This is a genomic window from Micromonospora sp. NPDC005367 (genome assembly GCF_040606825.1).
In the GTDB taxonomy this organism is placed as follows: domain Bacteria; phylum Actinomycetota; class Actinomycetes; order Mycobacteriales; family Micromonosporaceae; genus Micromonospora.
This window is the reverse complement of sequence record NZ_JBEXFP010000018.1, coordinates 36,775-59,709: the sequence shown is the minus strand read 5'-3', so window position 1 is coordinate 59,709 and position 22,935 is coordinate 36,775. Positions and strand designations below refer to the sequence as shown.

The 22,935-nt window shown below is 72.2% G+C and carries 20 protein-coding genes and 1 pseudogene; 10 read left to right on the top strand and 11 right to left on the bottom strand.

All coding sequences use genetic code 11. The features are described 5' to 3' along the window. Positions 1–4: 4 nt before the first annotated feature. The 6 genes from ABZS42_RS15295 to deoC all read right to left on the bottom strand — a co-directional run bounded on the left by ABZS42_RS15295 (position 5) and on the right by deoC (position 6,288). Positions 5–1,255 (bottom strand): cytochrome ubiquinol oxidase subunit I, encoded by a 1,251-nt coding sequence (locus tag ABZS42_RS15295; protein WP_355145550.1) that lies wholly within the window; start codon positions 1,253–1,255, stop codon positions 5–7. 124 nt (positions 1,256–1,379) lie between these two features. After that, the gene (locus ABZS42_RS15290) at positions 1,380–2,285 is read right to left on the bottom strand and encodes a M56 family metallopeptidase (protein WP_355145548.1); all 906 of its coding nucleotides are present in this window, start codon (positions 2,283–2,285) and stop codon (positions 1,380–1,382) included. Between the two features lie 10 nt (positions 2,286–2,295). Beyond that, complete coding sequence (locus tag ABZS42_RS15285) at positions 2,296–2,787, bottom strand: BlaI/MecI/CopY family transcriptional regulator (RefSeq protein ID WP_355145546.1); 492 nt, start codon at positions 2,785–2,787, stop codon at positions 2,296–2,298. 288 nt (positions 2,788–3,075) lie between these two features. Next, positions 3,076–3,900: an aldehyde dehydrogenase family protein gene (locus ABZS42_RS15280; protein ID WP_355145544.1), complete on the bottom strand. Its 825-nt coding sequence runs from the start codon at positions 3,898–3,900 to the stop codon at positions 3,076–3,078. After that, complete coding sequence (locus ABZS42_RS15275) at positions 3,893–5,323, bottom strand: aldehyde dehydrogenase family protein (RefSeq protein WP_355145542.1); 1,431 nt, start codon at positions 5,321–5,323, stop codon at positions 3,893–3,895. The genes ABZS42_RS15280 and ABZS42_RS15275 overlap by 8 nt, the downstream gene beginning before the upstream one ends. Positions 5,324–5,328: 5 nt before the next feature. Beyond that, positions 5,329–6,288 carry a deoxyribose-phosphate aldolase gene (gene deoC, locus ABZS42_RS15270; RefSeq protein WP_355145540.1) on the bottom strand — a complete coding sequence of 320 codons (960 nt, stop codon included), beginning with the start codon at positions 6,286–6,288 and terminating at the stop codon, positions 5,329–5,331. 143 nt (positions 6,289–6,431) lie between these two features. Here deoC and upp point away from each other — a divergent pair, with 143 nt between their 5' ends. After that, entirely contained in the window at positions 6,432–7,064 is a 633-nt protein-coding gene (gene upp / locus ABZS42_RS15265) for a uracil phosphoribosyltransferase (protein WP_355145538.1), read from the top strand. A 146-nt stretch (positions 7,065–7,210) separates the two neighbouring features. Next, positions 7,211–7,888: a GPP34 family phosphoprotein gene (locus ABZS42_RS15260; protein ID WP_355145536.1), complete on the top strand. Its 678-nt coding sequence runs from the start codon at positions 7,211–7,213 to the stop codon at positions 7,886–7,888. Between the two features lie 98 nt (positions 7,889–7,986). Here ABZS42_RS15260 and ABZS42_RS15255 read toward each other — a convergent pair whose 3' ends face one another. Next, the gene (locus tag ABZS42_RS15255) at positions 7,987–9,654 is read right to left on the bottom strand and encodes a phospho-sugar mutase (RefSeq protein ID WP_355145534.1); all 1,668 of its coding nucleotides are present in this window, start codon (positions 9,652–9,654) and stop codon (positions 7,987–7,989) included. 82 nt (positions 9,655–9,736) lie between these two features. Beyond that, positions 9,737–11,791: a serine/threonine-protein kinase gene (locus ABZS42_RS15250; RefSeq protein ID WP_355145532.1), complete on the bottom strand. Its 2,055-nt coding sequence runs from the start codon at positions 11,789–11,791 to the stop codon at positions 9,737–9,739. A gap of 204 nt (positions 11,792–11,995) precedes the next feature. Between ABZS42_RS15250 and ABZS42_RS15245 the strand changes: the two genes are divergently transcribed. Beyond that, on the top strand, positions 11,996–13,579 hold the full coding sequence (locus ABZS42_RS15245) for a methylmalonyl-CoA mutase family protein (RefSeq protein WP_355145530.1): 1,584 nt from the start codon (positions 11,996–11,998) through the stop codon (positions 13,577–13,579). A 629-nt stretch (positions 13,580–14,208) separates the two neighbouring features. After that, positions 14,209–15,471 (top strand): amidohydrolase, encoded by a 1,263-nt coding sequence (locus ABZS42_RS15240; protein ID WP_355145528.1) that lies wholly within the window; start codon positions 14,209–14,211, stop codon positions 15,469–15,471. Here the strand turns inward: ABZS42_RS15240 and ABZS42_RS15235 are convergent. Continuing rightward, the gene (locus ABZS42_RS15235; protein ID WP_355145526.1) at positions 15,425–16,408 is read right to left on the bottom strand and encodes a DUF4349 domain-containing protein; all 984 of its coding nucleotides are present in this window, start codon (positions 16,406–16,408) and stop codon (positions 15,425–15,427) included. The genes ABZS42_RS15240 and ABZS42_RS15235 overlap by 47 nt on opposite strands. A gap of 112 nt (positions 16,409–16,520) precedes the next feature. On the opposite strand from ABZS42_RS15235, the gene ABZS42_RS15230 reads away from it, so the two are divergent. The 5 genes and pseudogenes from ABZS42_RS15230 to ABZS42_RS15210 form a co-directional block, all read left to right on the top strand. Continuing rightward, entirely contained in the window at positions 16,521–17,147 is a 627-nt protein-coding gene (locus ABZS42_RS15230) for an MBL fold metallo-hydrolase (RefSeq protein WP_355145524.1), read from the top strand. A gap of 4 nt (positions 17,148–17,151) precedes the next feature. Then, positions 17,152–18,114, top strand: coding sequence for a hypothetical protein (locus tag ABZS42_RS15225; RefSeq protein ID WP_355145522.1), 963 nt, complete (start codon positions 17,152–17,154; stop codon positions 18,112–18,114). A gap of 58 nt (positions 18,115–18,172) precedes the next feature. Further along, positions 18,173–18,934: a hypothetical protein gene (locus tag ABZS42_RS15220; protein ID WP_355145521.1), complete on the top strand. Its 762-nt coding sequence runs from the start codon at positions 18,173–18,175 to the stop codon at positions 18,932–18,934. Positions 18,935–19,075: 141 nt separating this feature from the next. Then, the gene (locus tag ABZS42_RS15215; protein ID WP_355145519.1) at positions 19,076–19,789 is read left to right on the top strand and encodes a GNAT family N-acetyltransferase; all 714 of its coding nucleotides are present in this window, start codon (positions 19,076–19,078) and stop codon (positions 19,787–19,789) included. 21 nt (positions 19,790–19,810) lie between these two features. Next, a pseudogene (locus tag ABZS42_RS15210) lies at positions 19,811–20,047 on the top strand (GNAT family N-acetyltransferase); the annotation flags it as partial. A 127-nt stretch (positions 20,048–20,174) separates the two neighbouring features. On the opposite strand, the gene ABZS42_RS15205 reads toward ABZS42_RS15210, so the two are convergent. After that, positions 20,175–20,630: a gamma-glutamylcyclotransferase family protein gene (locus tag ABZS42_RS15205; protein WP_355145517.1), complete on the bottom strand. Its 456-nt coding sequence runs from the start codon at positions 20,628–20,630 to the stop codon at positions 20,175–20,177. A gap of 106 nt (positions 20,631–20,736) precedes the next feature. Between ABZS42_RS15205 and ABZS42_RS15200 the strand changes: the two genes are divergently transcribed. Then, positions 20,737–22,140, top strand: coding sequence for an NAD(P)H-quinone dehydrogenase (locus ABZS42_RS15200; protein WP_355145515.1), 1,404 nt, complete (start codon positions 20,737–20,739; stop codon positions 22,138–22,140). Here the strand turns inward: ABZS42_RS15200 and ABZS42_RS15195 are convergent. After that, positions 22,118–22,861, bottom strand: coding sequence for a DUF998 domain-containing protein (locus tag ABZS42_RS15195; protein ID WP_355145513.1), 744 nt, complete (start codon positions 22,859–22,861; stop codon positions 22,118–22,120). The two genes, ABZS42_RS15200 and ABZS42_RS15195, sit on opposite strands and share 23 nt — an antisense overlap. Positions 22,862–22,935: the final 74 nt, after the last annotated feature.

The following is a 22,935-nucleotide window of genomic DNA, read 5'->3' as shown; positions in this document are numbered from 1 at the left end:
CTCCTCAGGCGAAGGTGGGCTCGGTACGGAGGTGGGTCGGCTGCCCCGGCGGGCGGCCGAGGGCCGGGTCGTCTGCTCCACGAGCGGCGTGCCGGGCGATGAGCACCCAGTTGGTGACGGCGAGCGTGCCGAGCAGCAGGCTGAAGCCGATCAGCGAGGTGAGCATGACCGGAGCGCCGACGGGCGAGACCGCCTGGTCGACGCCGAGCAGCCCGTAGGCGACCCAGGGCTGGCGGCCGACCTCGCGCGCTATCCAGCCGAGGATCGCCGCGACGAACGGTAGGGGCAGGGCGAACAGCAACAGCCAGAGCGGGAAGCGCAGCCGGATGATCCAGTCCCGCCAGAGCAACGGCACCAGCAACCAGAGCGCGCCCAGGGTGAACCCGATCAGGATCATGAAGCCGAGGCCGGCGCTGGCCAGCGCCGGAGGCGTGTAGTCGCCGGGGCCGAATCGGGTCGTCCACTCGGCGATCATGGCCTGGGCGGCCTCGTCGCCGGTGCCGAACTTCGTGGGCTGCACGCTTCCGACCGGGTCGAACTGGGCGAACCCGAAGCTCTGCACCATCGAGATCGACAGTGCCGCGGTGACGAGCCCGATCCGCAGCGCGCTGCGGTGCAGCGCATGGTCGGGAGTGCGACGGATCAGGTGCCCGGCGCTCACCGCGGCCATCAGCATCCCGCCGACCAGCAGCGCCGCCGAGACCACGTGCCCGAAGGCCATGGTGAGGGTGGGGTTGCTGAGCAGCGCCGGGAAGTCGGTGAGGTGCGCGACGCCGTCGCGGACCTCGTAGCCGACGGGGTTCTGCAACCAGGAGTTGGCCACCAGAATCCAGAACGCCGAGGCGTACGCGGTCAGCGCCACGCCCCACAGCAGCGCGAGGTGTACGCCGCGCCGAAGCCGGTGCCATCCGAAGATCCACATGCCGAGGAACGTGGACTCCAGGAAGAAGGCGACGAGCGTCTCGATCGCCAGCGGAGCGCCGAAGACGTTGCCGACGTAGCGCGACAGCCCGCTCCAGTTCAGGCCGAACTGGAACTCCATGACGATGCCGGTGGCGATGCCCAGCACGTAGTTGATCACGTAGAGCTGGCCCCAGAACCGGGTGAGTCGCTCGTACTTCTCCTTGCCGGTGATCACCCACGCTGTCTGGAGGCCGACCAGCAGGGTGACCAGGCCGAGCGTGACGATCACGAAGAGGAAGTGGATCGAGGTCGTGGTGGCGAACTGCAGTCGGGCGAGGAGCAGGGTGTCCATCCGGCACTCCAACGATTCGGCTCGCTTTTAGTAGCGAGCCTACACGTAGCTTTACTACCTATAACTACTACGCCTTGTCGTAGCCAACTATACGACAGGGCGTAGTAGTGGTAGCGGAGTCGGATCAGCTCAGGTAGAGCGAGATGGGAAGCATGACCAACGTCGACGCGACGGCCAACGCGGTGACCACGACCAGCCGGCGGGGCTCGTCCACGACCAGCAGCCGCTGCACTCGGACGTCAAGGTCACGATCGCCCAGCCCGAGCGCGCCGGCCGGGGTGATCCGGTGTCCGGCGCTCGCGAACCGGCGCAGCGCGCCCGCCAGCGGAGCCTCGGCGTGCAACTCGCGGGCCTTGTCGTCGGCCCGCATCTCGACGAGCAGGGCGACCCGCTCGTGAGCCTGGCGCACCCACCGGACCCAGGGCAGGGCCCGGCCCAGCGCGGTGAACGGCAGCAGCACCAGATCGTGCCGCTCCTGGGCGTGCGCCCGCTCGTGCGTGAGCACCGCGTCCAACTCGGCGGGGTCCAGCAGGCTCAGCGTGCCCGCGCTCACCACCACCCGCGGCTTCACCCCCGGCAGGCAGTACGCCGCCGCGGTCGGGTGGTCGAGCACGAGTGCGCCGGGCGCGGCCGGGTCGTCCCGGGCCACCAGGGCGAGCAGGTCCCGGTGCCGGCGTTGGGCGCGCAGCGCGGCGTGGGTGCTGCGTACGGTCGTGGTCAGCAGCACCGCGCCGATCCCGAACCCGATGCCCACAAGGCTCAGGTGCAGCACGTTGACCCCGGCGGGGAGCCGGTTGTGCAGCAGGTCGGCGAAGAGGGCGACCAGCCCGCTGCCGGGGGGAAGGTCGTACGCGCTCACCCCGAGCGCGATCGGCAGACCCATCGCGGAGAGGCCGAGCGCCAGACCCACCGCCTGCCAGCAGACGATCGCCACCCGCGGGCTGTGCCACGGCCAGGTCGAGCGGGCCAGCACCTGGGCGGTCACCCAGCAGGCCAGGATCGTCAGGGAGAAGTGCAGGGCGTACGCCACGGCCGCCGCCCTACCTGTCCACTGCCTCGTCGGCCGAGGTCGGGCGGTCGGCCCTCGTGCTGGTCGGCGCCTCGACCCGATCGGTCAACGAACCGGCCCGTCCGGCCCCGCCCGCCACGTGCTCGGCCGGCGACACACCCGTGGCCTCGGCGGAGAGGGCGGCGCGGAGCACCTCGGCCTCCGTACCGGTCACCGAGCGGGCGAAGCGCACCAGCGCCGCGTCCCGGCTGCCGCCGAGATCGAGCGCGTCGAGCATGAGCTGGGCGATGTGCGCCTCGCGGCTGGCCGCGGCCCGGTAGCGCCAGGCCCGCCCTTCCCGCTGACGCTGCACCATGCCCTTGCCGGCCAGCCGGTCCAGCACCGTCATCACGGTCGTGTAGGCCAGCTCCCGGCCGGCCAGCGCGTCGGCGACCTCGCGCACGGTCACCCCGTCGGACGTGCTCGGGACCGAGTCCCACAGCACGTCCATCACCGCACGTTCGAGATCACCGAGCCGAGTCACAACCCAATCCTACTCCCGGTAGTAGACCGCCCACACCGCAGTAGTCCCGAGCCGACCCCTCCCACGGCAGTCGCCCCTGAGCTGACCCCTCCCACGGCAGCACACCCGAGCCGACCCTCCCACGGCAGTCGCCCCTGAGCTGACCCCTCCCACGGCAGCACACCCGAGCCGACCCTCCCCGCGGACCGCCCCCACGACGAGGTTTCCGGGGAGCCCCGCCCGCGCAGGGATCAAGCCTGACCGCCCGGAGTGGGTGGGCTCCCCCGGAAACCCAGCGGCCGAGGACCGTCACACCCCCTTGGGATGCCAGACCGTCTTCGTCTCCAGCAGCGCGGTCATCCGGGTCACCCCGGCGTCCGCGAACCAGTCGTGGTCGGCCGGTGCCGGCCGGAGCACCCGCTTCAGGTTCTCCGCGGCCTTGATCTCCAGCTCTGCCGCCAGCCCCGCGTCAGCCACGCCGGTCAGGTCGATGGCGTTGACGTCCATGTGCGCGGCGAGCGTCGGCACCGTCTCGCTGATCTTCCCGGTGAGGAGGTTGACCACCCCACCGGGCAGGTCCGAGGTGGCCAGCACCTCGGCCAGCGTGATCGCCGCCAGCGGCTCCGCCGGCGAGGCCGCCACCACCACGGTGTTGCCGGACACGATGGCCGGGGCGATCACGCTGACCAGCCCGAGCAGCGCCGGCCGCTCCGGGGCGACCACCGCCACCACGCCCGTCGGCTCCGGCGCGGAGATGTTGAAGTAGGGGCCGGCGACCGGGTTCGCCCCGCCGTACACCTGGGCGAGCTTGTCGGACCAGCCGGCGTACCAGACCCAGCGGTCGATCGCCGCGTCCACCTCCTCGCCCGGCACGCCGAGCGCCACGAACTGTTCCCGCCGGCCCTCCAGCATCTCGGCGACGCGGTAGAGGACCTGACCCCGGTTGTACGCGGTCGCGCCGGCCCACCCCTTCACGGCGGCGCGGGCGGCGACCACGGCGTCACGCGCGTCCTTGCGGGAGGAGAGGGCGACGTTGGCGTCCTGCACGATGTACGACCGTCCCGACTCGCTGCGCGGGAACTTCCCGCCGATGTAGAGCTTGTACGTCTTGCGTACCGCGACCCGCTCAGACATTGAGGTACGCCTCCAGCCCGTGCCGGCCGCCCTCGCGACCGTAGCCCGACTCCTTGTAACCGCCGAAGGGCGAGGTGGGGTCGAACTTGTTGAACGTGTTGGCCCAGACCACCCCGGCGCGCAACCGGTCGGCCATCCAGAGGATCCGGGAGCCCTTGTCGGTCCAGATCCCGGCCGACAGCCCGTACGGGGTGTTGTTCGCCTTCTCCACCGCCTCGGCCGGGGTGCGGAAGGTGAGTACCGACAGCACCGGCCCGAAGATCTCCTCGCGGGCGATCCGGTGCGCCTGGGTGACGCCGGTGAAGATGGTCGGGGCGAACCAGAAGCCCCGGTCCGGCAGCTCGCACGGGGGCGACCAGCGTTCCGCGCCCTCGGCCGCGCCCGCGTCCGAGAGCTCCTTGATCCGGGTCAGCTGCGCCGCGGAGTTGATCGCACCGATGTCGGTGTTCTTGTCCAACGGATCGCCGAGGCGCAACTGGGCCATCCGCCGCTTCAGCGACTCCAGCACCCGGTCGGCGACCGACTCCTGGACGAGCAGGCGGGAGCCGGCGCAGCAGACGTGCCCCTGGTTGAAGAAGATGCCGTTGACGATGCCCTCGACGGCCTGGTCGATCGGCGCGTCGTCGAAGACGATGTTGGCGGCCTTTCCGCCCAGTTCCAGGGTGAGCTTCTTGCGGCTGCCCGCGACCGACCGGGCGATCGCCCGGCCGACCTCGGTCGAGCCGGTGAAGGCGACCTTGTCCACGCCCGGGTGCTCGACCAGCGCCCGGCCCGTCTCACCGGCGCCGGTGACGATGTTGACCACGCCCGGCGGCAGGTCGGCCTGCTGGCAGATCTCCGCGAAGAGCAGCGCGGTGAGCGGCGTCGTCTCCGCCGGCTTCAGCACCACCGTGTTGCCGGCGGCCAGCGCCGGGGCGATCTTCCAGGCCAGCATCAGCAGCGGAAAGTTCCACGGGATGACCTGCGCGGCCACGCCGAGCGGCTGCGGGTCCGGGCCGAAGCCCGCGTAGGGCAGCTTGTCGGCCCAGCCGGCGTAGTAGAAGAAGTGCGCGGCGACCAACGGCAGGTCGACGTCGCGGGACTCCTTGATCGGCTTGCCGTTGTCCAGCGACTCCAGCACCGCGAGCTCACGGGAGCGCTCCTGGATGAGCCGGGCGATCCGGAAGAGGTACTTGGCCCGGTCCCGGCCCGGCATCGGACCCCACACCGTCTCGTACGCCGTCCGGGCTGCCCGGACGGCGCGGTCGACGTCGCCGGAGCCGGCCTCGGCGATCTCGGCGAGCACCTCCTCGGTGGCCGGGTTGATCGACTTGAAGCTGCCGCCGTCGGACGGGTCGACGAACTTCCCGTCGATGAAAAGTCCGTACGCGGGCTTGATGTCCACCACCGAGCGGGACTCGGGGGCGGGGGCGTATTCGAACATCGCGCTCAGTCCAGGGTGAAGTAGTCGGGTCCGGCGTAGACACCGGTCGTCAGCTTGGTGCGCTGCATCAGCAGGTCGTTCAGGAGGCTGGACGCGCCGAAACGGAACCAGTCCGGGTCGAGCCAGTCCGGGCCGACGGTCTCGTTCACCATCACCAGGTACTTGATCGCGTCCTTGGTGGTGCGGATGCCGCCGGCGGGCTTCACGCCCACCTGCCGCCCGGTGGCGGCGCGGAAGTCGCGCACCGCCTCCAGCATCACCAGGGTCACCGGTGGGGTGGCGGCCACCGGAACCTTGCCGGTGGAGGTCTTGATGAAGTCGCCGCCCGCCAGCATGGCCAGCCAGGAGGCGCGCCGCACGTTGTCGTACGTCGCCAGCTCGCCGGTCTCCAGGATCACCTTGAGGTGGGCGTCCCCACAGGCCTCCTTGGTGGCGACGATCTCGTCGTACACCTCCTGGTAGCGGCCGGCCAGGAACGCGCCTCGGTTGATCACCATGTCGATCTCGTCGGCGCCGGCCTCGACCGCGGCCCGGGTGTCGGCGAGCTTGACCTCCAGCGGCGCCTGCCCGGACGGGAAGGCGGTCGCCACGCTGGCCAGGTGCACCTCGCTGCCCTTCAGCACCTCGGCGACGTACGGGACCATCGCCGGGTAGACGCAGACCGCGCCCGCGTGCGGGCAGGACGGGTCGGCCGGGTCGGGGCGCAGCGCCTTGGCGGCCAGCGCCCGCACCTTGCCCGGGGTGTCCGCGCCCTCCAGGGTCGTGAGGTCGACCATCCGGATCGCCAGGTCGATCGCCTGGGCCTTGGCGGTGGTCTTGATGGAGCGGGTGCCGAGCTGTGCCGCCCGCTGCTCCGCGCCGACCTGGTCCACGCCGGGCAGGCCGTGCAGGAAGGTCCGCAGAGCGGTCTCGGATCGTCCCAGCTCGGAGAGCTCCGACCGGGCCGACGTCACTGTCGCCGTCATGCCGGGAAGTCTACGCATCCATCGACACGGTGATCTTGGTCACGTTCCGTGCTGCCGGTGAGCGCCCGCTACGAGTGAGCGGCGTCGCCCCGCTCGCCCGCACCCGCACGCCGGGGCCGGACCGTTCGGTAGGTTGAGCGATCGTGGACGTACACGTCATTGACCACCCGCTGGCGCAGTCCCGGCTGACCGCCATGCGGGACGAGCGCACCGACTCCGCCTCCTTCCGGGCGGCGCTGCACGAACTCACCACCATGCTGGTGTACGAGGCGGTGCGCTCCTTCCCGGTCGAGCGGTACGACATCCGGACGCCGGTGACCGGCACCGAGGGAACCCGGCTGGCGAACCCGCCGCTGCTGGTGCCGGTGCTGCGTGCCGGCCTGGGCATGGCCAACGCCGCGCTGGGGCTGCTGCCCGAGTCCTCGATGGGCTTCGTCGGGCTGGCCCGGGACGAGAAGACGTTCGAGCCGCGCGCGTACATGGAGTCGCTGCCCCGCGACCTGACCGGCCTGCCGGTGCTGGTGCTGGACCCCATGCTCGCGACCGGCGGATCGCTGGAACACAGCTGCCGCCTGCTGGCCGACCGTGGCTGCACCGACATCACCGTGCTCTGCGTGCTCGCCGCGCCGGTCGGCATCGAGCGGCTCGAACGCTCCGGTCTGCCGATGCGCCTGGTCACCGCCTCGATCGACGAGGGCCTCAACGACCGCAAGTTCATCATTCCGGGCCTCGGCGACGCCGGCGACCGCCAGTTCGGCGGCATGCCCCGCTTCTGACCCGCCCACTCGTTCACGGAAAGAGGGCCCGTTCCACGCCGAATGGGCCCTCTTTCCGTCAACGAGCGCACATCCGTAGGGGACGTAGGCGTACCCGGCGAGTGAGGTGGTGCGTGGGGTGCGTGGACCGGATAGCGTCTGCGGCCATGACTGGTGTTGCGCTCGCCGAAGAGTTGCTCCTCCTCGCGTACGACGACGAGACGGGCAAGGCGACCATGCCGCGGATCAGCCTGGACCTGGGGATGGCCGCGGCGGTGCTGATCGAGTTGGCCCTCGCGGGCCGGATCGCGTTCACCGACGGGAACCTGACCGCGGTCGATCCGACGCCCATCGGCGAGCCGGTCGCCGACGATGTGCTCGTCCGGATCGCCGGGGACAGCCCGCACACCCCGTCCTCCTGGGTGCAGCGGCTCCGGCACGGCCTGCGCGACCGGATCCTGGGTGACCTGTGCAGCCAGGGCGTGGTCCGGGACGTGGACGAGACCGAGCTGGGCTTCATCCATGTGCACCGCTACCCGGTGGTTGACGCCTCCGTCGAAGCCGACACCCGGCGCCGGCTGGCCGACGCGCTCACCAGCGGCCTCGCCCCCGACGAGCGGACCGCCGCGATGGCCGCGCTGGTCGCCGTGCTGCGCATGGAGTCCGCGCTCGGGCTGAGCGACGGGGCCGCCGAGACCGCCCGGCACCGGCTCGCCGAGATCGCCAGCGGCGCCGGCTTCTCCGGCGAGGTCAGCCTGGACGACTCCGTGGTCCGCCCCTCGGTGGGCCTCGTCGTCGCCGCCCTGGCGCAGGCCGTCGACGCCGCCCTCGGCCCCCGCCGCTGAACCCGGTTGATCAAGAGCTTCGCGTCAGGTTCTCCGCGTCTCCTGACGCAACGCTCTTGATCAACACGTGCCGGGGTGGGGGTGGGGTGGGGTGGGGGTTAGAGGTTGAGGGCGGTCGCGATCTCGGCGCGGAGTCGGGTGACCGCCTGCTGCGCGCGGGTGCGGGCCGTGGCGACGTCGCCGCCCGTGACCGGCTCCACCACCTCCAGGTACGCCTTCAGCTTCGGCTCGGTGCCGGACGGACGGATCACCACCCGGGCGGTGGCCGTACGCAGGATCACGACATCCGCCTCGGGAAGCAGGTCCTCGGTCGTGTCGACCGGTTGCCCGAGCAGGGTGGTCGGCGTCGCCGCCCGGATCCGGGCCATCGCGTCGGCGATCTGCCGCAGGTCGTCCACCCGCACCGAGAGCTGGTCGGTGTGGTGCACGCCGAACTCGGCGGCCAGCTCGTCGAGCCGGTCGGTGAGGGTCCGCCCCTGTGCCTTCAGCCCGGCGGCCAGTTCCGCGACGGTCAGCGCGGCGCTGATCCCGTCCTTGTCGCGGACCAGGTCCGGCGCGACGCAGTAGCCGAGCGCCTCCTCGTACCCGAAGACGAGCGGCACCGACCCGCCACCGGCGCGGACGATCCACTTGAACCCGGTCAGCGTCTCGTCGTACGGCAACCCCCGCGCGGCGCACATCGCCCGCAGCATCGACGACGACACGATCGTGGTGGCGTAGAGCCCGGTCACCCCGCGACGCATGAGGTGGTCGGCGAGCAGCACGCCCACCTCGTCACCGCGGAGCATCCGCCAACCGGATCCGCCGTCGCGGACCGCCACCGCGCAGCGGTCCGCGTCCGGGTCGTTGGCGATGGCGATGTCCGCGTCGGTGGCGTTGGCCAGCGCCACCAGCAGGTCCACCGCGCCCGGCTCCTCCGGGTTGGGGAAGGAGACGGTGGGGAAGGTCGGGTCCGGTTCGGCCTGCTCGGGCACGATCCCCGGCACCGGGAAGCCGGCCCGGGCGAAGGCCGCGGTCAGGACGGCACCGCCCACCCCGTGCAGCGGGGTGTATGCCACGGAGAGATCCCGGGACCCGTCCGGCGCGATCACCGAGGCGACCTGTTGCACGTAGGACGCCACCAGGTCGTCGCCGAGCACCTGGCCGGCCGGGCCGAGCGGCACCTCGGCCAGCGAACCGACGGCCCGGATGGCGGCCTCGATCCCGGCGTCGGCCGGGGGCACGATCTGGGCGCCGGCGCCCAGCGTCTCACCCAACTGGGCGCCCAGGTACACCTTGTAGCCGTTGTCCTCGGGCGGATTGTGGCTGGCGGTGACCATCACCCCGGCCACCGCGTCGAGCCGGCGTACCGCGTACGCGAGCACGGGCGTCGGCAGCGGGCGGGGCAGCAGCAGCGCCGGACGTCCCGCCCCGGTGGCGACCTGTGCGGTGCGCTCGGCGAATTCGCGGGAACCGTGCCGGGCGTCGTACCCGATCACCAGCGGACCGGTGCCGGCCTGGGCGGCGAGCCAATCGATCAGCCCGGCGGCCGCCTGGGTGACCACCGCGAGGTTCATGCCGTTCGGGCCGGCGCGCAGCGGTCCACGCAGGCCGGCGGTGCCGAAGGCCAGCGGACCGGCGAACCGGTCGGCGAGGTCCGGGGCGCTCGCCGGCAGCCGGTCGAGGACCGCCTGAAGCTCGGCCCGGCTGGCCGGGTCCGGGTCGTCGTCGAGCCAGCGCCGAGCTTGCTCGCGAATGTCGTCGATGTCAGTGGTGTCCGCCGGCATGCCTCTTGATAGCACGCCGGCGGAGCACCGCTGACAGTTCCCTCCGGCTCAGCGGGTCACGCCACTCCGGCCCGACCTCGGCTCAGCTGGCGTCGGTGAGCTTGAAGGTCTGCACCATCTCGTCGAAGATCGGCTTGCTCTCGGCGAACCGGCCGTCGTTGGAGGTCAGGTAGAACGAGTAGACCTTGCCGTCGCTGACCACGCCGCGCCACACACCGTGCCGCATGGTGTCGCCCTCACCGCAGGTGTACTCGAACTCGGCGGCCGGCTTGCCCGCGAGTTCCTTCTCCGCCATCTCGAGCTGGCTGTACGGCTTGGGGCAGCTCTTCGCCTTCTTGAGCCCGTTCGCGGCGATCTCGGCCCAGCGCATCGAGCTGTCCCCGCTGAACTTCTCGGTGAGGACGCGGACCTTGCGACCGCTGTCCTCCGGGTCGACGTAGTCGATGTAGACGCCGCCGGTCGCCTTCTTCCAGCCCTTCGGCACCATCACCTGGATGCCCCGCGCGGCGTGCTCCTGCATCTCGACGCCCGGCCCGGCGGGCGCGGTGGCGCTCGGCTGGGCCTGCGGGGCGGTCGGAGTCTCGTCGCCGCCGCCGGTGACGGCGACGATCACCGCGATCAGCAACACCACGGCGAGGCCACCGGCCGCGGCCAGCTGCATGTTGCGCGGCCAGCCCTTGACCGTGCGGACCAGCTCGCCGCCCATCCGGCGGACCCGGTCGACCAGGCTCCCGCTCTGGACGGGTGCGGCGCCGGAGGAGGTCCACGGCTGCCCGGTGCCCGGCACCGACCACTGGCCGCCGCCGTAGGTGCCGCCGATCCGCTGGGTGGCCTCGGGTGCGACAGCGTACGGGACCGCCTGGGTGGCGTCCGGCCGGACGCCCCAGGTCACCGGCTGGGTCGTGTCGCGGTGGGCGTCCACCCGCTGGGTGGCGTCCGCGCCTCCGTAGGTGCGACCGGCGGTGGGCAGGCCCGGACCCGGCATCGCTCCGGTGGGCGTGTGCAGCGGGCCGGCCAGCGCGTCGGCACTGGTCTCGTCGAGGGCTCCCGTGCCCGCGGCGCCGGTCGGCTGCGGCTGTTCGCCACGGCGCAACGCGGCCAGCCGGTCGGTCAGCGACTCTTCCGGGGCGAGCATGGCCCGACCGCCGATCTGGCCCGACGGCTTCGGTTCGGGCGGGACCACCGGCGGGGGACTGACCGGCCGCTGAAGCGGCACCACCGAGTAGGGATCGGTCATCGAGTGCACGGCGGCGGCGTTGTTGCTCAGTGGACCGGCCAGCAGCTCGCGGAGCATGGCGCGGGCGCCGTGCACGTCCATCCGGCGGGCCGGGTCCTTCTCCAGCAGACCCATCAGCACGCCGGTCATCGGGCCGCTGCGCTGTGGCGGGCCGGGCGGGTCCTCGACCACGGCGTGCATGGTCTCGATCGGGTCGCCCTTGTCGAACGGCGGGCGCCCCTCGACGGCCGTGTAGAGGGTCACGCCGAGCGAGAAGAGGTCGCTGGGCGGGCCGAACTCCTGGCCCATGGCCCGTTCGGGGGAGATGAAGTGCGGCGAGCCGAGCACCATGCCGGGCGTGGTGAGCTGCACGTCGGTGGGCATCCGGGCCACACCGAAGTCGGTGAGCACGCAGCGCCCGTCGGTGCAGATCAGCACGTTGGCCGGCTTGACGTCGCGGTGCAGCACGCCGATCGCGTGCGCCACCTCCAGCGCGCCGAGCAGCGCGATTCCGATCTTGGCGACGACGCGCGGCGCGACCGGCCCGTCCTCGATCACCATGTCGGCGAGGCTGCGGGCGTCCAGTAGCTCCATCACGATCCACGGGCGGCCGCTCTCGGTGACCACGTCGTAGACCTGAACAACTGCGGGGTGTTGGATCGCGGCGGCCGCGCGGGCCTCGCGGAGGGTGCGTTCGTACATGGCGTCGCGGTCACTGGGGGCCAACCCCGGGGGGAGGACGACCTCCTTCACCGCCACGTCCCGGCGCAGCAGGGTGTCTGTCGCGCGCCAGACCGTTCCCATGCCGCCGTTGCCCACCGCGGAGCGCAGTTCGTAGCGACCACCGATGGTGGTGCCGGGTGCCGCACGTCCGCTGGAGGGACTGACAGGTCCGCCGCTCCAGGTCGGGATCTGAGTCACAGAAAAGCCACCGGGGGATATCGAGGGGGCTGGGACACAACCTCCCTATCTTGCTTGTTCCGACGCCCGATGCGAAAGCCGACGCTCGGACGTTTATCGAAGTCAACGGTGTGTAGGCGGCCGCTCACCTGTGGTCCACCTTTGGGGACTCAGTGTGCGGAACCCCTCACCCCCGGCCGTCGTGGGTCGTCCTACCATCCGGGGATGAACCAACGGCGGTCAAGCGAATCCGGTTTTCCGATCAAGGGCGTCTACGGGTCCGACGACCTTCCGGAGGACCTGGACTCCCGGCTCGGTACCCCGGGCGAGTTCCCGTACACGCGCGGGGTCTACCCGACCATGTACACGTCCCGTCCGTGGACCATGCGCCAGTACGCCGGCTTCGGCACCGCCGCCGAGTCCAACGCCCGCTACCACCAGCTGTTGCGGGCCGGCACGATGGGCCTCTCCGTCGCCTTCGACCTGCCGACCCAGATGGGATACGACTCCGACGACCCGATCGCGCACGGCGAGGTCGGCAAGGTCGGGGTGGCGATCGACTCCATCGAGGACATGCGGACGCTCTTCGGCGGCATCCCGCTGGACCAGGTGTCGACCTCGATGACCATCAACGCGCCCGGCTCGGTGCTGCTCCTGCTCTACCAGCTGGTCGCCGAGGAGAACGGCGTACCCGGGTCCGCGTTGAACGGAACCATCCAGAACGACATCCTCAAGGAGTACATCGCGCGGGGGACGTACATCTTCCCGCCGAAGCCCTCGCTGCGCCTGGTGGCCGACACGTTCGGCTACTGCCGCAAGGAGGTGCCGAAGTGGAACACCATCTCCATCTCCGGCTACCACATGGCTGAGGCCGGAGCGAGCCCCGCGCAGGAGATCGCGTTCACCCTGGCCAACGGCGTCGAGTACGTCCGCGCCGCGATCGCGGCCGGGCTGGCGGTCGACGATTTCGCTCCCCGGCTGTCGTTCTTCTTCGTGGCCCGTACGACGCTGCTGGAGGAGGTCGCGAAGTTCCGTGCCGCGCGGCGGATCTGGGCCCGGTTGATGCGCGACGAGTTCGGGGCGAAGAACCCGAAGGCGATGATGCTGCGTTTCCACACCCAGACCGCGGGCGTGCAACTCACCGCCCAGCAACCCGAGGTCAACCTGGTCCGGGTCGCGGTGCAGGGGTTGGCCGCGGTGCTCGGCGGCACCCAGTCGCTGCACACCAACAGCTTCGACGAGGCCATCGCGTTGCCCACGGAGAAGGCCGCCCGGCTCGCGCTGCGCACCCAGCAGGTGCTGGCGTACGAGACGGACCTGACGGCCACCGTCGACCCGTTCGCCGGCTCGTACGTCGTCGAGGCGATGACCGCGGAGGTGGAGGCGGCGGCGACCGAGCTGATGGACCGGGTCTTCGAGTACGGCTCGGCCGTGGACGCGATCGAGGCGGGGTTCCAGAAGCGGGAGATCGAGCAGTCCGCGTACCGGATCGCGCAGGAGATCGACTCGGCTGAGCGGGTGGTGGTCGGCCTCAACCGGTTCGCCATCGACGAGGAGGAGCCGTACGAGCCGCTGCGGGTCGACCCGGCGATCGAGGCGGCGCAGGCGGGGCGCCTGGCCGAGTTGCGGCGTACGCGCGACGCCGCTGAGGTCGAGCGGACCCTCGCCGAGTTGCGCGCGGCGGCTGCCGGTTCCGAGAACGTGCTCCACCCGATGAAGGCGGCGCTGCGCGCCCGGGCCACCGTGGGCGAGGTCTGCGGGACGCTGCGCGAGGTGTGGGGCCAGTACCGGCCCACCGACCGCTTCTGACCGGCCCCACCGACCGCCGCCCGGCACCTGCGCCACGCCGGGCGGCTGTCGCGTTTTAGCTGGTCAGGCACTCGATCGCGTGGTTCGGGGGGAGCTACAGTCGAGATGGGCCCACCCGCCGCCCCGCCCCCGGCGCGATACGCGCGACGCCGCCGTACCGCTGCGGGTCGCCCCCGGGGCGGCGCTGCCCCGGTCCGGCGCGGCGTGTGCTCGTGGGGTTTGCGGGTACCTCGGCCGAGTGAACGGAACGGACACCGTGTGCGCTCCGGTCGCACGGGCGCATGTGAGCGTCTGTCCGGCTCGTCGCGGAGAGTGGTCGGCTCATTGGCGGAGTGTATGTTCATGAAGCTTACTAATGCGACAATTCAGAACTAAGGGCCCGGGGTGGCCGCGCTCGAATTCGTGACCGCCGAATCGGTTACGCGTTGTAGGAGGTGATGCGGCAGATGGCAGCGTCCGAACGCGATCTACCTGCTGTGCCGCTGACTTCTGAGCGCTCTCAGCAGGGCTTTCGTGACGCTGTGCGCTCCGACCGCTACCGGAACGAGGTTGCGCAGCGTCACCGGCGGAGGTCTAGGCTGTCTGCTGTTCATGATGATCCATCCATCTCTACTGAACGAGAATTCGACGTGACGAGTGCGTTGACGCTGCCCACTGGCAGCCAGCTGGCGTCGTCCTGGCCGGAGACGCCATCCGGGTCCCTACCTCTGCCGTTCGAGCTGGACGATCTCCTCGCCCTGCGGATACCCGGCCTCGTCGGCACCCGCCGTCACATCCACGCCCATCCGGAGCTCTCCGGTCAGGAGTTCGACACCGCGGCGCTGATCGCCCGGGAGCTCACCCTGGCCGGCCTCAACCCGCGACTGCTGCCCAAGGGCAACGGCGTGCTCTGCGACATCGACGGTCGCCCCGACGGGCCGGTGATCGCCCTGCGCGCCGACATCGACGCGCTGCCGCTGACCGACGTCAAGGACGTGCCGTACCGCTCCACCGTGGACGGCGTCTGCCACGCGTGCGGGCACGACGTGCACACGACGATCATGCTCGGCGTCGGGATGCTGCTGGGCCAGCTCGCCGAGCGTGGCGAGCTGAACGGCCGCGTCCGGCTGATCTTCCAGCCGGCCGAGGAGATCCTGCCCTGCGGCTCGCTGGAGGTCATCGAGGCCGGCGGCCTGGACGACGTGGTGCAGATCTTCGCGTTGCACTGCGACCCCAACCTGCCGGTCGGCCAGATCGGCCTGCGGGTCGGCCCGATCACCGCCGCCGCGGACAACGTCACCGTCCGGCTCAGGGGGCCCGGCGGGCACACCGCCCGTCCGCACCTGACCGTCGACCTGGTCGACGCGCTCGGCCGGATCATCACCGAGGTGCCCGCCCTGGTCAGCCGCCGAGTGCCGGCCAACAGCGGGCTGCTGCTGGTCTTCGGCCACGCCTCGGCCGGCACCCGCTACAACGTCATCCCCTCCGAGGCGTGCGCGGCCGGCACCCTGCGGGTGATGGACCGCGACACCTGGGAACTCGCGCCGAAGATCGTCGGTCAGGTCGTCCGGGACGTGGTCGCGCCCACCGGCGCCACGGTCGACCTGGAGTACCTGCGCGGCCGTCCGCCGGTCAGCAACGACGCCAAGGCGATCCAGATCCTCACCGCGGCCACCACGGCCGCCCTCGGGCCGGAGGGCGTCGCGGAGACCCCGCAGAGCATGGGCGGAGAGGACTTCTCCTGGTACCTGGAGTACGTCCCCGGTGCGCTCGCCCGGCTCGGGGTCGGCCGGTCGGGGCCGAACGTCGACTTGCACCGCGCCTCGTTCGACGTGGACGAGCGGGCGATCCCGGCCGGCGTACGCGTCATGGTGCAGACCGCGTTGCGGGCACTGGAGGCTGCGGCCCACTGACCTGCGGCGGCTGCGGCCCGCCGACCGGCGGAGGTGGCGGCGCGCCGACCGGTGCCGCCGGCGGGTTCCGCCGCCGTCGGCGCAGCAGCACGAGCAACGCCGCCAGCGGTACGCCGATCACCACCAGCCACGGCAACAGCGCGCCGAGCACGGTCAGCAGGAGGGTCATCGAGGACAGGAAGACCTTCCAGCCGCCGTGCAGCCCGGTCATGAAGCCGAGGTCGGTCCCCTCGTCGGCCGTGCTCACATCCCGCCCGAGCAGCGTGAGCGTGATCGTGGACAGCGCGGTCAGGTCGGCCAGCCGACGCTTCTTCGCCTCCAGCGAGGCCAGGTCCGCCTCCCGCTTGGCCAGCTCACCCTCCAGCGACACCAGGTCGCTGATGGAAGTGGCCCGGGCCAGCAGCTTCCGGCCGCTGTCCACCCGGGCGCGTTGAGTGGCGATCCGCGCGTCGAGGTCCACGGTCTCCTCGGTGACGTCCTCGGTACGGATCTCCCGCCGCTCCTGGCGGCCCAGCTTGGCGAGCTCGTCGACGATCCCGGTGAAACGCGCCGCCGGCACTCGCAGGCTCAACTCGGCCCGCGCGTCGGCGTCGACGCTGCTCCGCTGGTCGCCGCCGACGAAGCCGCCCGCCGCGGTGACCGCCGCGACGGCGTCACGTGCCGCCTTGTCCACATCGTCCACCCGCACCAGCATCGTTCCGGTGTAGATGATCGAGCGCTGGTCCACCCGCAGGTCCGGGGCGCCCGCTCCGGCGGGGGCGGGTGCGCCGGCCTCCCCGGGTGCGCCCGCACCGGCCGGGGGCCGCGCCTGCCCAACCGCACCGGCAGCCGTACCGGCCTCGTCGGTTCCGCCGGTGGCGCTGCACCCGCCGGCGGCCAGGCTCGCCACCAGCACCGCCGTCAGGACCCCCCGACGCCGTCTGCTCCGTACGTCCATCTCCGCTCCCCTCCGCTCGCCCGACGGGCGATACCTCGGACGTGGCGCGCCAGCACGCCGGTTCCGGCAGACTGCGCTGAGGACATCACGATTCGATAATCGAGGAGTCACGATGCAGCTCACCAAGTACGCCCACTCCTGCCTCCGGGTGGAGCACGACGGGGGAGTGCTCGTCATCGACCCCGGTGTGTTCAGCGACCCCGTGTCGCTGGACGGGGCGGACGCGGTGCTGATCACCCACGAACACCCGGACCACCTGAACGTCGAGGCCGTCACCCGGCAGCTCGACCGGCGTCCCGCGCCGGTGTACGGGCCGGCCTCGCTCGCCGCGACCCTCGGTGACGCGGCCGAGGCGCTGCGGGCGGTCCAGCCGGGCGAGTCGTTCACGGCCGCCGGAGTGGCGGTCCGCGCGTACGGCGGCCGGCACGCCGTGATCCACCCGGACATCCCGGTGGTGGACAACGTGGGCTACCTGATCAACGACGTGGTCTACCACCCGGGAGACGCGCTGGTGGTGCCGGACCTCCCGGTCGACACCCTCTTCGCGCCGATCCACGCCGCCTGGTCGAAGTTCTCCGAGGTGGTGGACTTCATCCGGGCGGTCGCGCCGCGTCGGGCGTACGCGCTGCACGACGCGCTGCTCAACGACAACGGGTACGGCCTGCTCGATCGCCAGTACGCGGCGCTGTCGCAGACGGACTACCGGCGGCTGGAACCCGGTACCCGGCTGGACGCCTGAGGCGATGCCCGGCCCCTCGCCCGAGCTGGTCCAGCAGCTCTACAGCACGCCTCCCGACCGGTTCGTGGCGGCTCGGGACGCGGCAGTCGCGCAGGCGCGCAAGGCGGGTGACCCGGCGACCGCCCGTCAGATCGCCCGACTGCGCCGTCCCACCGTGGCCGCCTGGCTGGTGAACCTGCTCGCCATCCGCCGCCCCGAGCTGGTCGCCGACCTGGTGCGGCTCGCCGAGGCGATGCGCTCGGCGCAGCGGGAACTGCGCGGCCCGCGGCTGCGGGAACTCTCCGCGCAGCGGCGCACGGCGGTCGGCACCCTCCTCGGCGAGGTTCGCAAGCTGGCCGCGGCGGAACCCGGCGCCCCGTCGACCGGGAAGCTGCCGCTGACCGAGGTGGAGGCGACCTTGAACGCGGCGCTCTCCGACAGCGAGGTGGCCGAGCAGGTACGCGCCGGACGGCTGCTCCGAGCGGCCAGCTACGCCGGCTTCGGTGAAGTACCCCGCCCGCAACTGCGCCTGGTCACCGGCGGCGAGGACGAGGAGGAGGCGCAGCGGCGACGGGAGTCCGGCCGAGCCCCCGCCCAGCGCGCCCCCGGCGGACGGGCGGCCGAGCGGGCCGCGGAACGGGCCGAGCGGGAGGCGCGGGCCGAGCGGGCACGGCAGCGCCGGGCGTTGGAACGCGAGCTGGCGAAGGCGCGCGCCGAGCAGGAACGGGCCGAGTCGGAGCTGGCGGACGCGACCGAGGTCGAACACGACGGCGCCGCGGCGCTCGACGAGATCGAGACCGAACTGGCCGAACTGGAGCGGCGGCGGGCAATCGCCGAGCAGGAGCTGAGCCGGGCGAAGCTGGCCCGCCGCGGGGCGGAGCGGGCGCTGACCGCGGCCCGGAGGCACGCCGGCGAGGTCGAGGCGGCCGTGGAGGCGCTGGAGGCCGAGGAGGGGGATTCCGGCGCGGGCCGCGGCGAGGCAGACTGACGTCGATGAACTTTCGTGTGGTGCGGGCGGGACGCTCCGGCGCCCGTGGGCGGGCCCGATGACCCCGGAGCAGATCGCCGCGGCCAGCAAGCCCATGGTGCTCGAACTGGGCGACGCCTTCGGCCGCTGCCCGGTCACGTTGCGTCGGGCCCGGCTGCTCGGCATCTCCGGCTGGGCTTTCTACGTGGCGGGTCGGGCCGGCGCCCTCGGTGACGTACGGGCCGAGACGGTGGCCGCCACCCTCGGCTTCCTCGCGCCGGACGCGGTGGCGGACGGCTGGGACGGAGCGGCGCGCACCGTCCGGCCGTCCGAGGTGGCCGCCGCGATGCTCGCCGAGTGCTGCCGGTGGGGTTCGCAGCACCTGGACGACCTACCCCGGATCGACCGGCTCGTCGGGCTGCTCGAACGGGCGGTCCACGCGGCGGACGGCAGCGGCATGCCGCTCTTCGCCGCCTGGCGGGCGATACCGGTGCCGCACCGCGCCGCCGGGGCCCGCGCCGCGGTGGCGTTACGTCTGCTCCGGGAGTACTTCACGGGTGCGTACCTGCTCGCCGTCCGGGCCGGCGGGATGACCCCGCTCGAGGCGGTGCTCGCCGGGCCGGAGGGGGAGGCGGGCGCGATGGCCTGCGGCTGGCCGCCGCCGTACCCGGCGGTGGGCCCGCTGGTCCGGCGTCGGCTCTGGGCCGAGGCGGTGACCCACCGGCTGGCCGCGCCGGCGTTCGCCGCGCTCGGACCGGTCGACGGCACCGAGCTGGTGGAGCTGCTGGCCGCCACCCGCGTGCACCTCGGCGCGGTGGCCCGCGCGCAACCTGCGGCCTGAGCGCCACCGGGGCGGATGGCGCTCTGGCGTCCCGACGCGCGCCCGCCCGGCCCGCACCTCGGCGATCGGGCGAGGGGCAGCGCGGCGTTCGAGGTCGAAAATGGGCGGCGTCGGCGGGCCGGCCCTGCCAGGATCGGCGGCGTGACCCTCCCCGCTGGCTGGAGCGCGCGCCGGCCCACCCTCGACGACGTGCCCGCGATCCTCGCGGTGGTGCACGCCGCGGACACCTTCGCCGTCGGCTACCCGGACTTCGACGCCGCCGACGTCGAGGCGGCGTTGAGCGGCCCGTACGTCGACTCGTCCCGCGACTCCTGGTTGGCGCTCGACCCGGACGGCCAGGTCGTCGGCTGGACGAGCATCGACAACCCGACCGGCACCGGCCGGGAGTTCGTGGATGTCTACGTCGACCCTGAGCGGGGCAGCCAGCTACGCGGGCCGCTGCTGGCCCGCCAGCTCGACCGGGTCGCGGAGCGGGCCGCCGAACGGTCGTTGCCGGCGCTCATCGTGCGGTGCGCGGCCTTCGACCCGGAGCGGGACTGGGCGCGGGTCCTGCGCGACACCGGTTTCACCCCGGCCAAACGTTACGTCCGTATGCACCGCTCGCTGGCCGACCTGACCGCTGAGCCGCCCCCACCGCCCGGAGTGACGGTCCGCCCGGTCGATCCCGACGGCGAACTGGACCTGCGCGAGTTCCACCGGATCTTCGACACCGCCTTCCGGGACACACCCGACTACGAGCCGCTCGGGTTCGCCGAGTGGCGCAAGAAGGTCACCCAGCACGGAACCAGCTGGGACGAGTGGTTCGTCGCGGAGGTCGACGGGGTGGTGGTCGGCGCGCTGCAATCCTCCGACTAGGCGCTCGACCAGGACGAAGGCTTCGTGCGGAGCCTCTCCGTGCTGCCCGGATTCCGGCGGCGGGGGGTGGGTGCCGCGCTGCTGCGCCGGGCGTTCAGCCGGTACGCCGAGAAGGGGCGCGCCTCCGCCGGTCTGGGCGTGGACCTGACCAACCCGACCACGCCGCTGTCGCTCTACCGCTCGGTGGGCCTGCGGGAGACCCGCTGGACCGACATGTACGAGCTGGTCGTGCCGGCCGCGTCGACGGCGGTCGGTTGACGTCCCGCCGCGCGGACGCTCCCGTCCGGTGCCGGTTCCGCCCGAATGTGTGATCGGCGACCCCTCCGCGGAGCCCGGACGGTGGAACGTACCGGCCCGGTAGCAGACTGGGCGCGTGCGACCTACGTTACGCCGAGGCGGTGCCGGTGGGGCGGGAGCGCAGCTCGGTGACGTAGTCGTCCGGCGCCCCGGCCTTCTCGGCAGCGGCCGCGATCTCCGACAGGTACCACGAGGTGGGCAGTCCGCCTTCGTAGCCGTCGAAGACGTAGATCCACGCGGTCACGTCGCCGTCGAGCGTCGAGACGCGGACGTGCAGCTTGCGGTACGTGCCGGAGGTCACGCCCTCGATCTCGTCGAGCTGGGCGGCGTCGTACGGGTGGATGTCGTAGAGCGCCACGAAGACCCGTTCACCGGGGGACTCGACGAGGGTGCTCACCGCGCCCTCCCAGCCGATGACGTCCTCGCCGGCGAAGGTCAGCCGCCAGCCTTCCAGCCAGCCGGTGCCCACCATGGGCGAATGCGGGCAGTAGGCGCGCATCCGACCAGGGTCGAGGTTTGAGCCGTAGGCGGCGTGAAGACGCACGGCGATGACGATAGCCCGGCGGACGGGTAGGGGAGAATACGACGGTGCGTGTCGGACGTGTTCAGGAGAAGAAAGTCACTGTGAGCATCGACGAGGGGCGAGTACGGTGAGCCGGATCGTGATCATCGGGGGCGGGCCGGCCGGCTACGAGGCGGCGCTGGTCGCCGCGCAGCTGGACGCCGACGTCACCGTGGTGGAGGCCGAGGGCGCCGGCGGGGCCTGTGTGCTGTCCGACTGCGTACCGTCGAAGACCTTCATCGCGAGCTCCGAGGTGGTGACCGGCTACCGGGACACCGAGGAGTTCGGGGTGCACTCGGACGGGCTGGAGGCGGTCACCGTCGACGCGACGGCCGTGCACCAGCGGGTGAAGCGGCTCGCGCTCGCCCAGTCGTCCGACGTCCACGCCAAGCTGCTCAAGGCCGGGGTCACCTTCGTGGCCGGCACCGCCCGCCTGGGTGAGGACATGCTCGGTCACACGCACCGCGTGCTGGTCAGCCCGGCCGACGGCGCCGCCGACTACACGATCGACGCCACCACCGTCCTGGTCGCGACCGGTGCCACGCCGCGCCAACTGCCGACGGCCCTTCCGGACGGCGAGCGGATCCTCACCTGGCGCCAGGTGTACGACCTGCCCGAGCTGCCCGAGCACCTGATCGTGGTCGGCTCCGGTGTGACCGGGGCCGAGTTCGCCAGCGCGTACCTCGGGATGGGCGTCGAGGTCACCCTGGTGTCCAGCCGGGACCGGGTCATGCCGCAGGAGGACGCCGACGCGGCGCAGGCGATCGAGCGGGTCTTCCGCGCCCGGGGCATGAGCATCCTGAACAACTCCCGCGCCGACGCGGTCCGCCGCACCGAAACCGGCGTCGAGGTCGAGCTCTCCGACGGTCGCAAGGTGTACGGCTCGCACGCGCTGATCACCGTCGGCTCGATCCCCAACACCGGCAACCTCGGCCTCGCCGAGTACGGCGTCGAGCTGGGCCGGGGTGGCTACGTGACCGTCGACCGGGTGTCCCGGACCAACGTGCCCGGCATCTATGCCGCCGGCGACTGCACCGGCGTGCTCGCGCTGGCCAGCGTCGCGGCCATGCAGGGCCGGATCGCGATGTGGCACGCGCTCGGCGAGGCGGTCCGCCCGCTGCGGCTGCGGACCGTCGCCGCGAACGCCTTCACCTCGCCCGAGCTGGCCACCGTGGGCGTCTCGCAGAACGAGGTGGACGCCGGCACGGTCCCGGCCCGGCAGGTGATGCTGCCGCTGGCGGGCAACGCCCGGGCCAAGATGGACGACCTCGCGGACGGCTTCGTGAAGCTCTTCTGTCGGCCGGCGAGCGGCCAGGTGATCGGCGGTGTGGTGGTGGCTCCCAAGGCGAGCGAGCTGATCCTGCCGATCACGATGGCGGTGGAGAACAACCTCACCGTCAACGAGCTGGCCCAGACGATCACCATCTACCCGAGCCTCTCCGGATCGATCACCGAGTCGGCCCGCCAGCTCATGCTCCACGAACTGGAGTAACCGGCGATTCCACCGGCCGTACCACGGCCGGCGTACGCGGCCCTGCGGTCGTGGCCCTCTGCCGAGGCGCCACGACCGCGTGATCTCGGCGGTCCGGCAAGCCGGTGACCACCAGGGCGAAGATGGTGAGCACGGCGACCTCGGCGAGGATCAGCAGGCGCTCCACCAACCCGATGAGCACGCGGTCACCCGGGTACGCGGACCAGACCATCGCCACCGCGAGGACCGCGCTGGCGATCACGAACCGGCGCGTCCACCGGGCGCCGGCCGCGGGCAGCCGCTTCGCCAGCAGCCACCCGCCCACCGGCAACGCCAGGAAAGCGACCACCGAGGCGTACCGGTGCACGTAGGCGGCGGCGCCCATCGGCGTACCGGGCTGGTTCGTCGGTACGACCGCGGCCAGCAGCAGTCCGGCGACCCAGGCCGCCATCAGGCCCTCCGCCCACCCGATCCGGCGTGCTCCCCTGGCCCGGGCGGCCCGGTGGCCGTCCGTCGCGGCCGGGGTGCGGCTCAGCGCGGGCAGGAGCACGGCGGTGGCCGCCGCCAGCAGCACCATCGCGGTGTCGATGACCCCGCCCCGGTCGGAGACGGCGAAGTCGCTGACGGTCAACGACCAGGGGGACAGGTCCTCGTTCACCTCGAGATGTCCGATCACGGCGAGCAGCGCGGCCAGTGTGATGCCGCCGAGAGCCAGCAGGCCCGAGCTTCGCGTTCCAGGCATGCCCTAGCCTGTCGCCGGCACCACCCGAAACGGATCGGGGCGGGCCACCGAATTCGATCCCCGGGACCACCCCT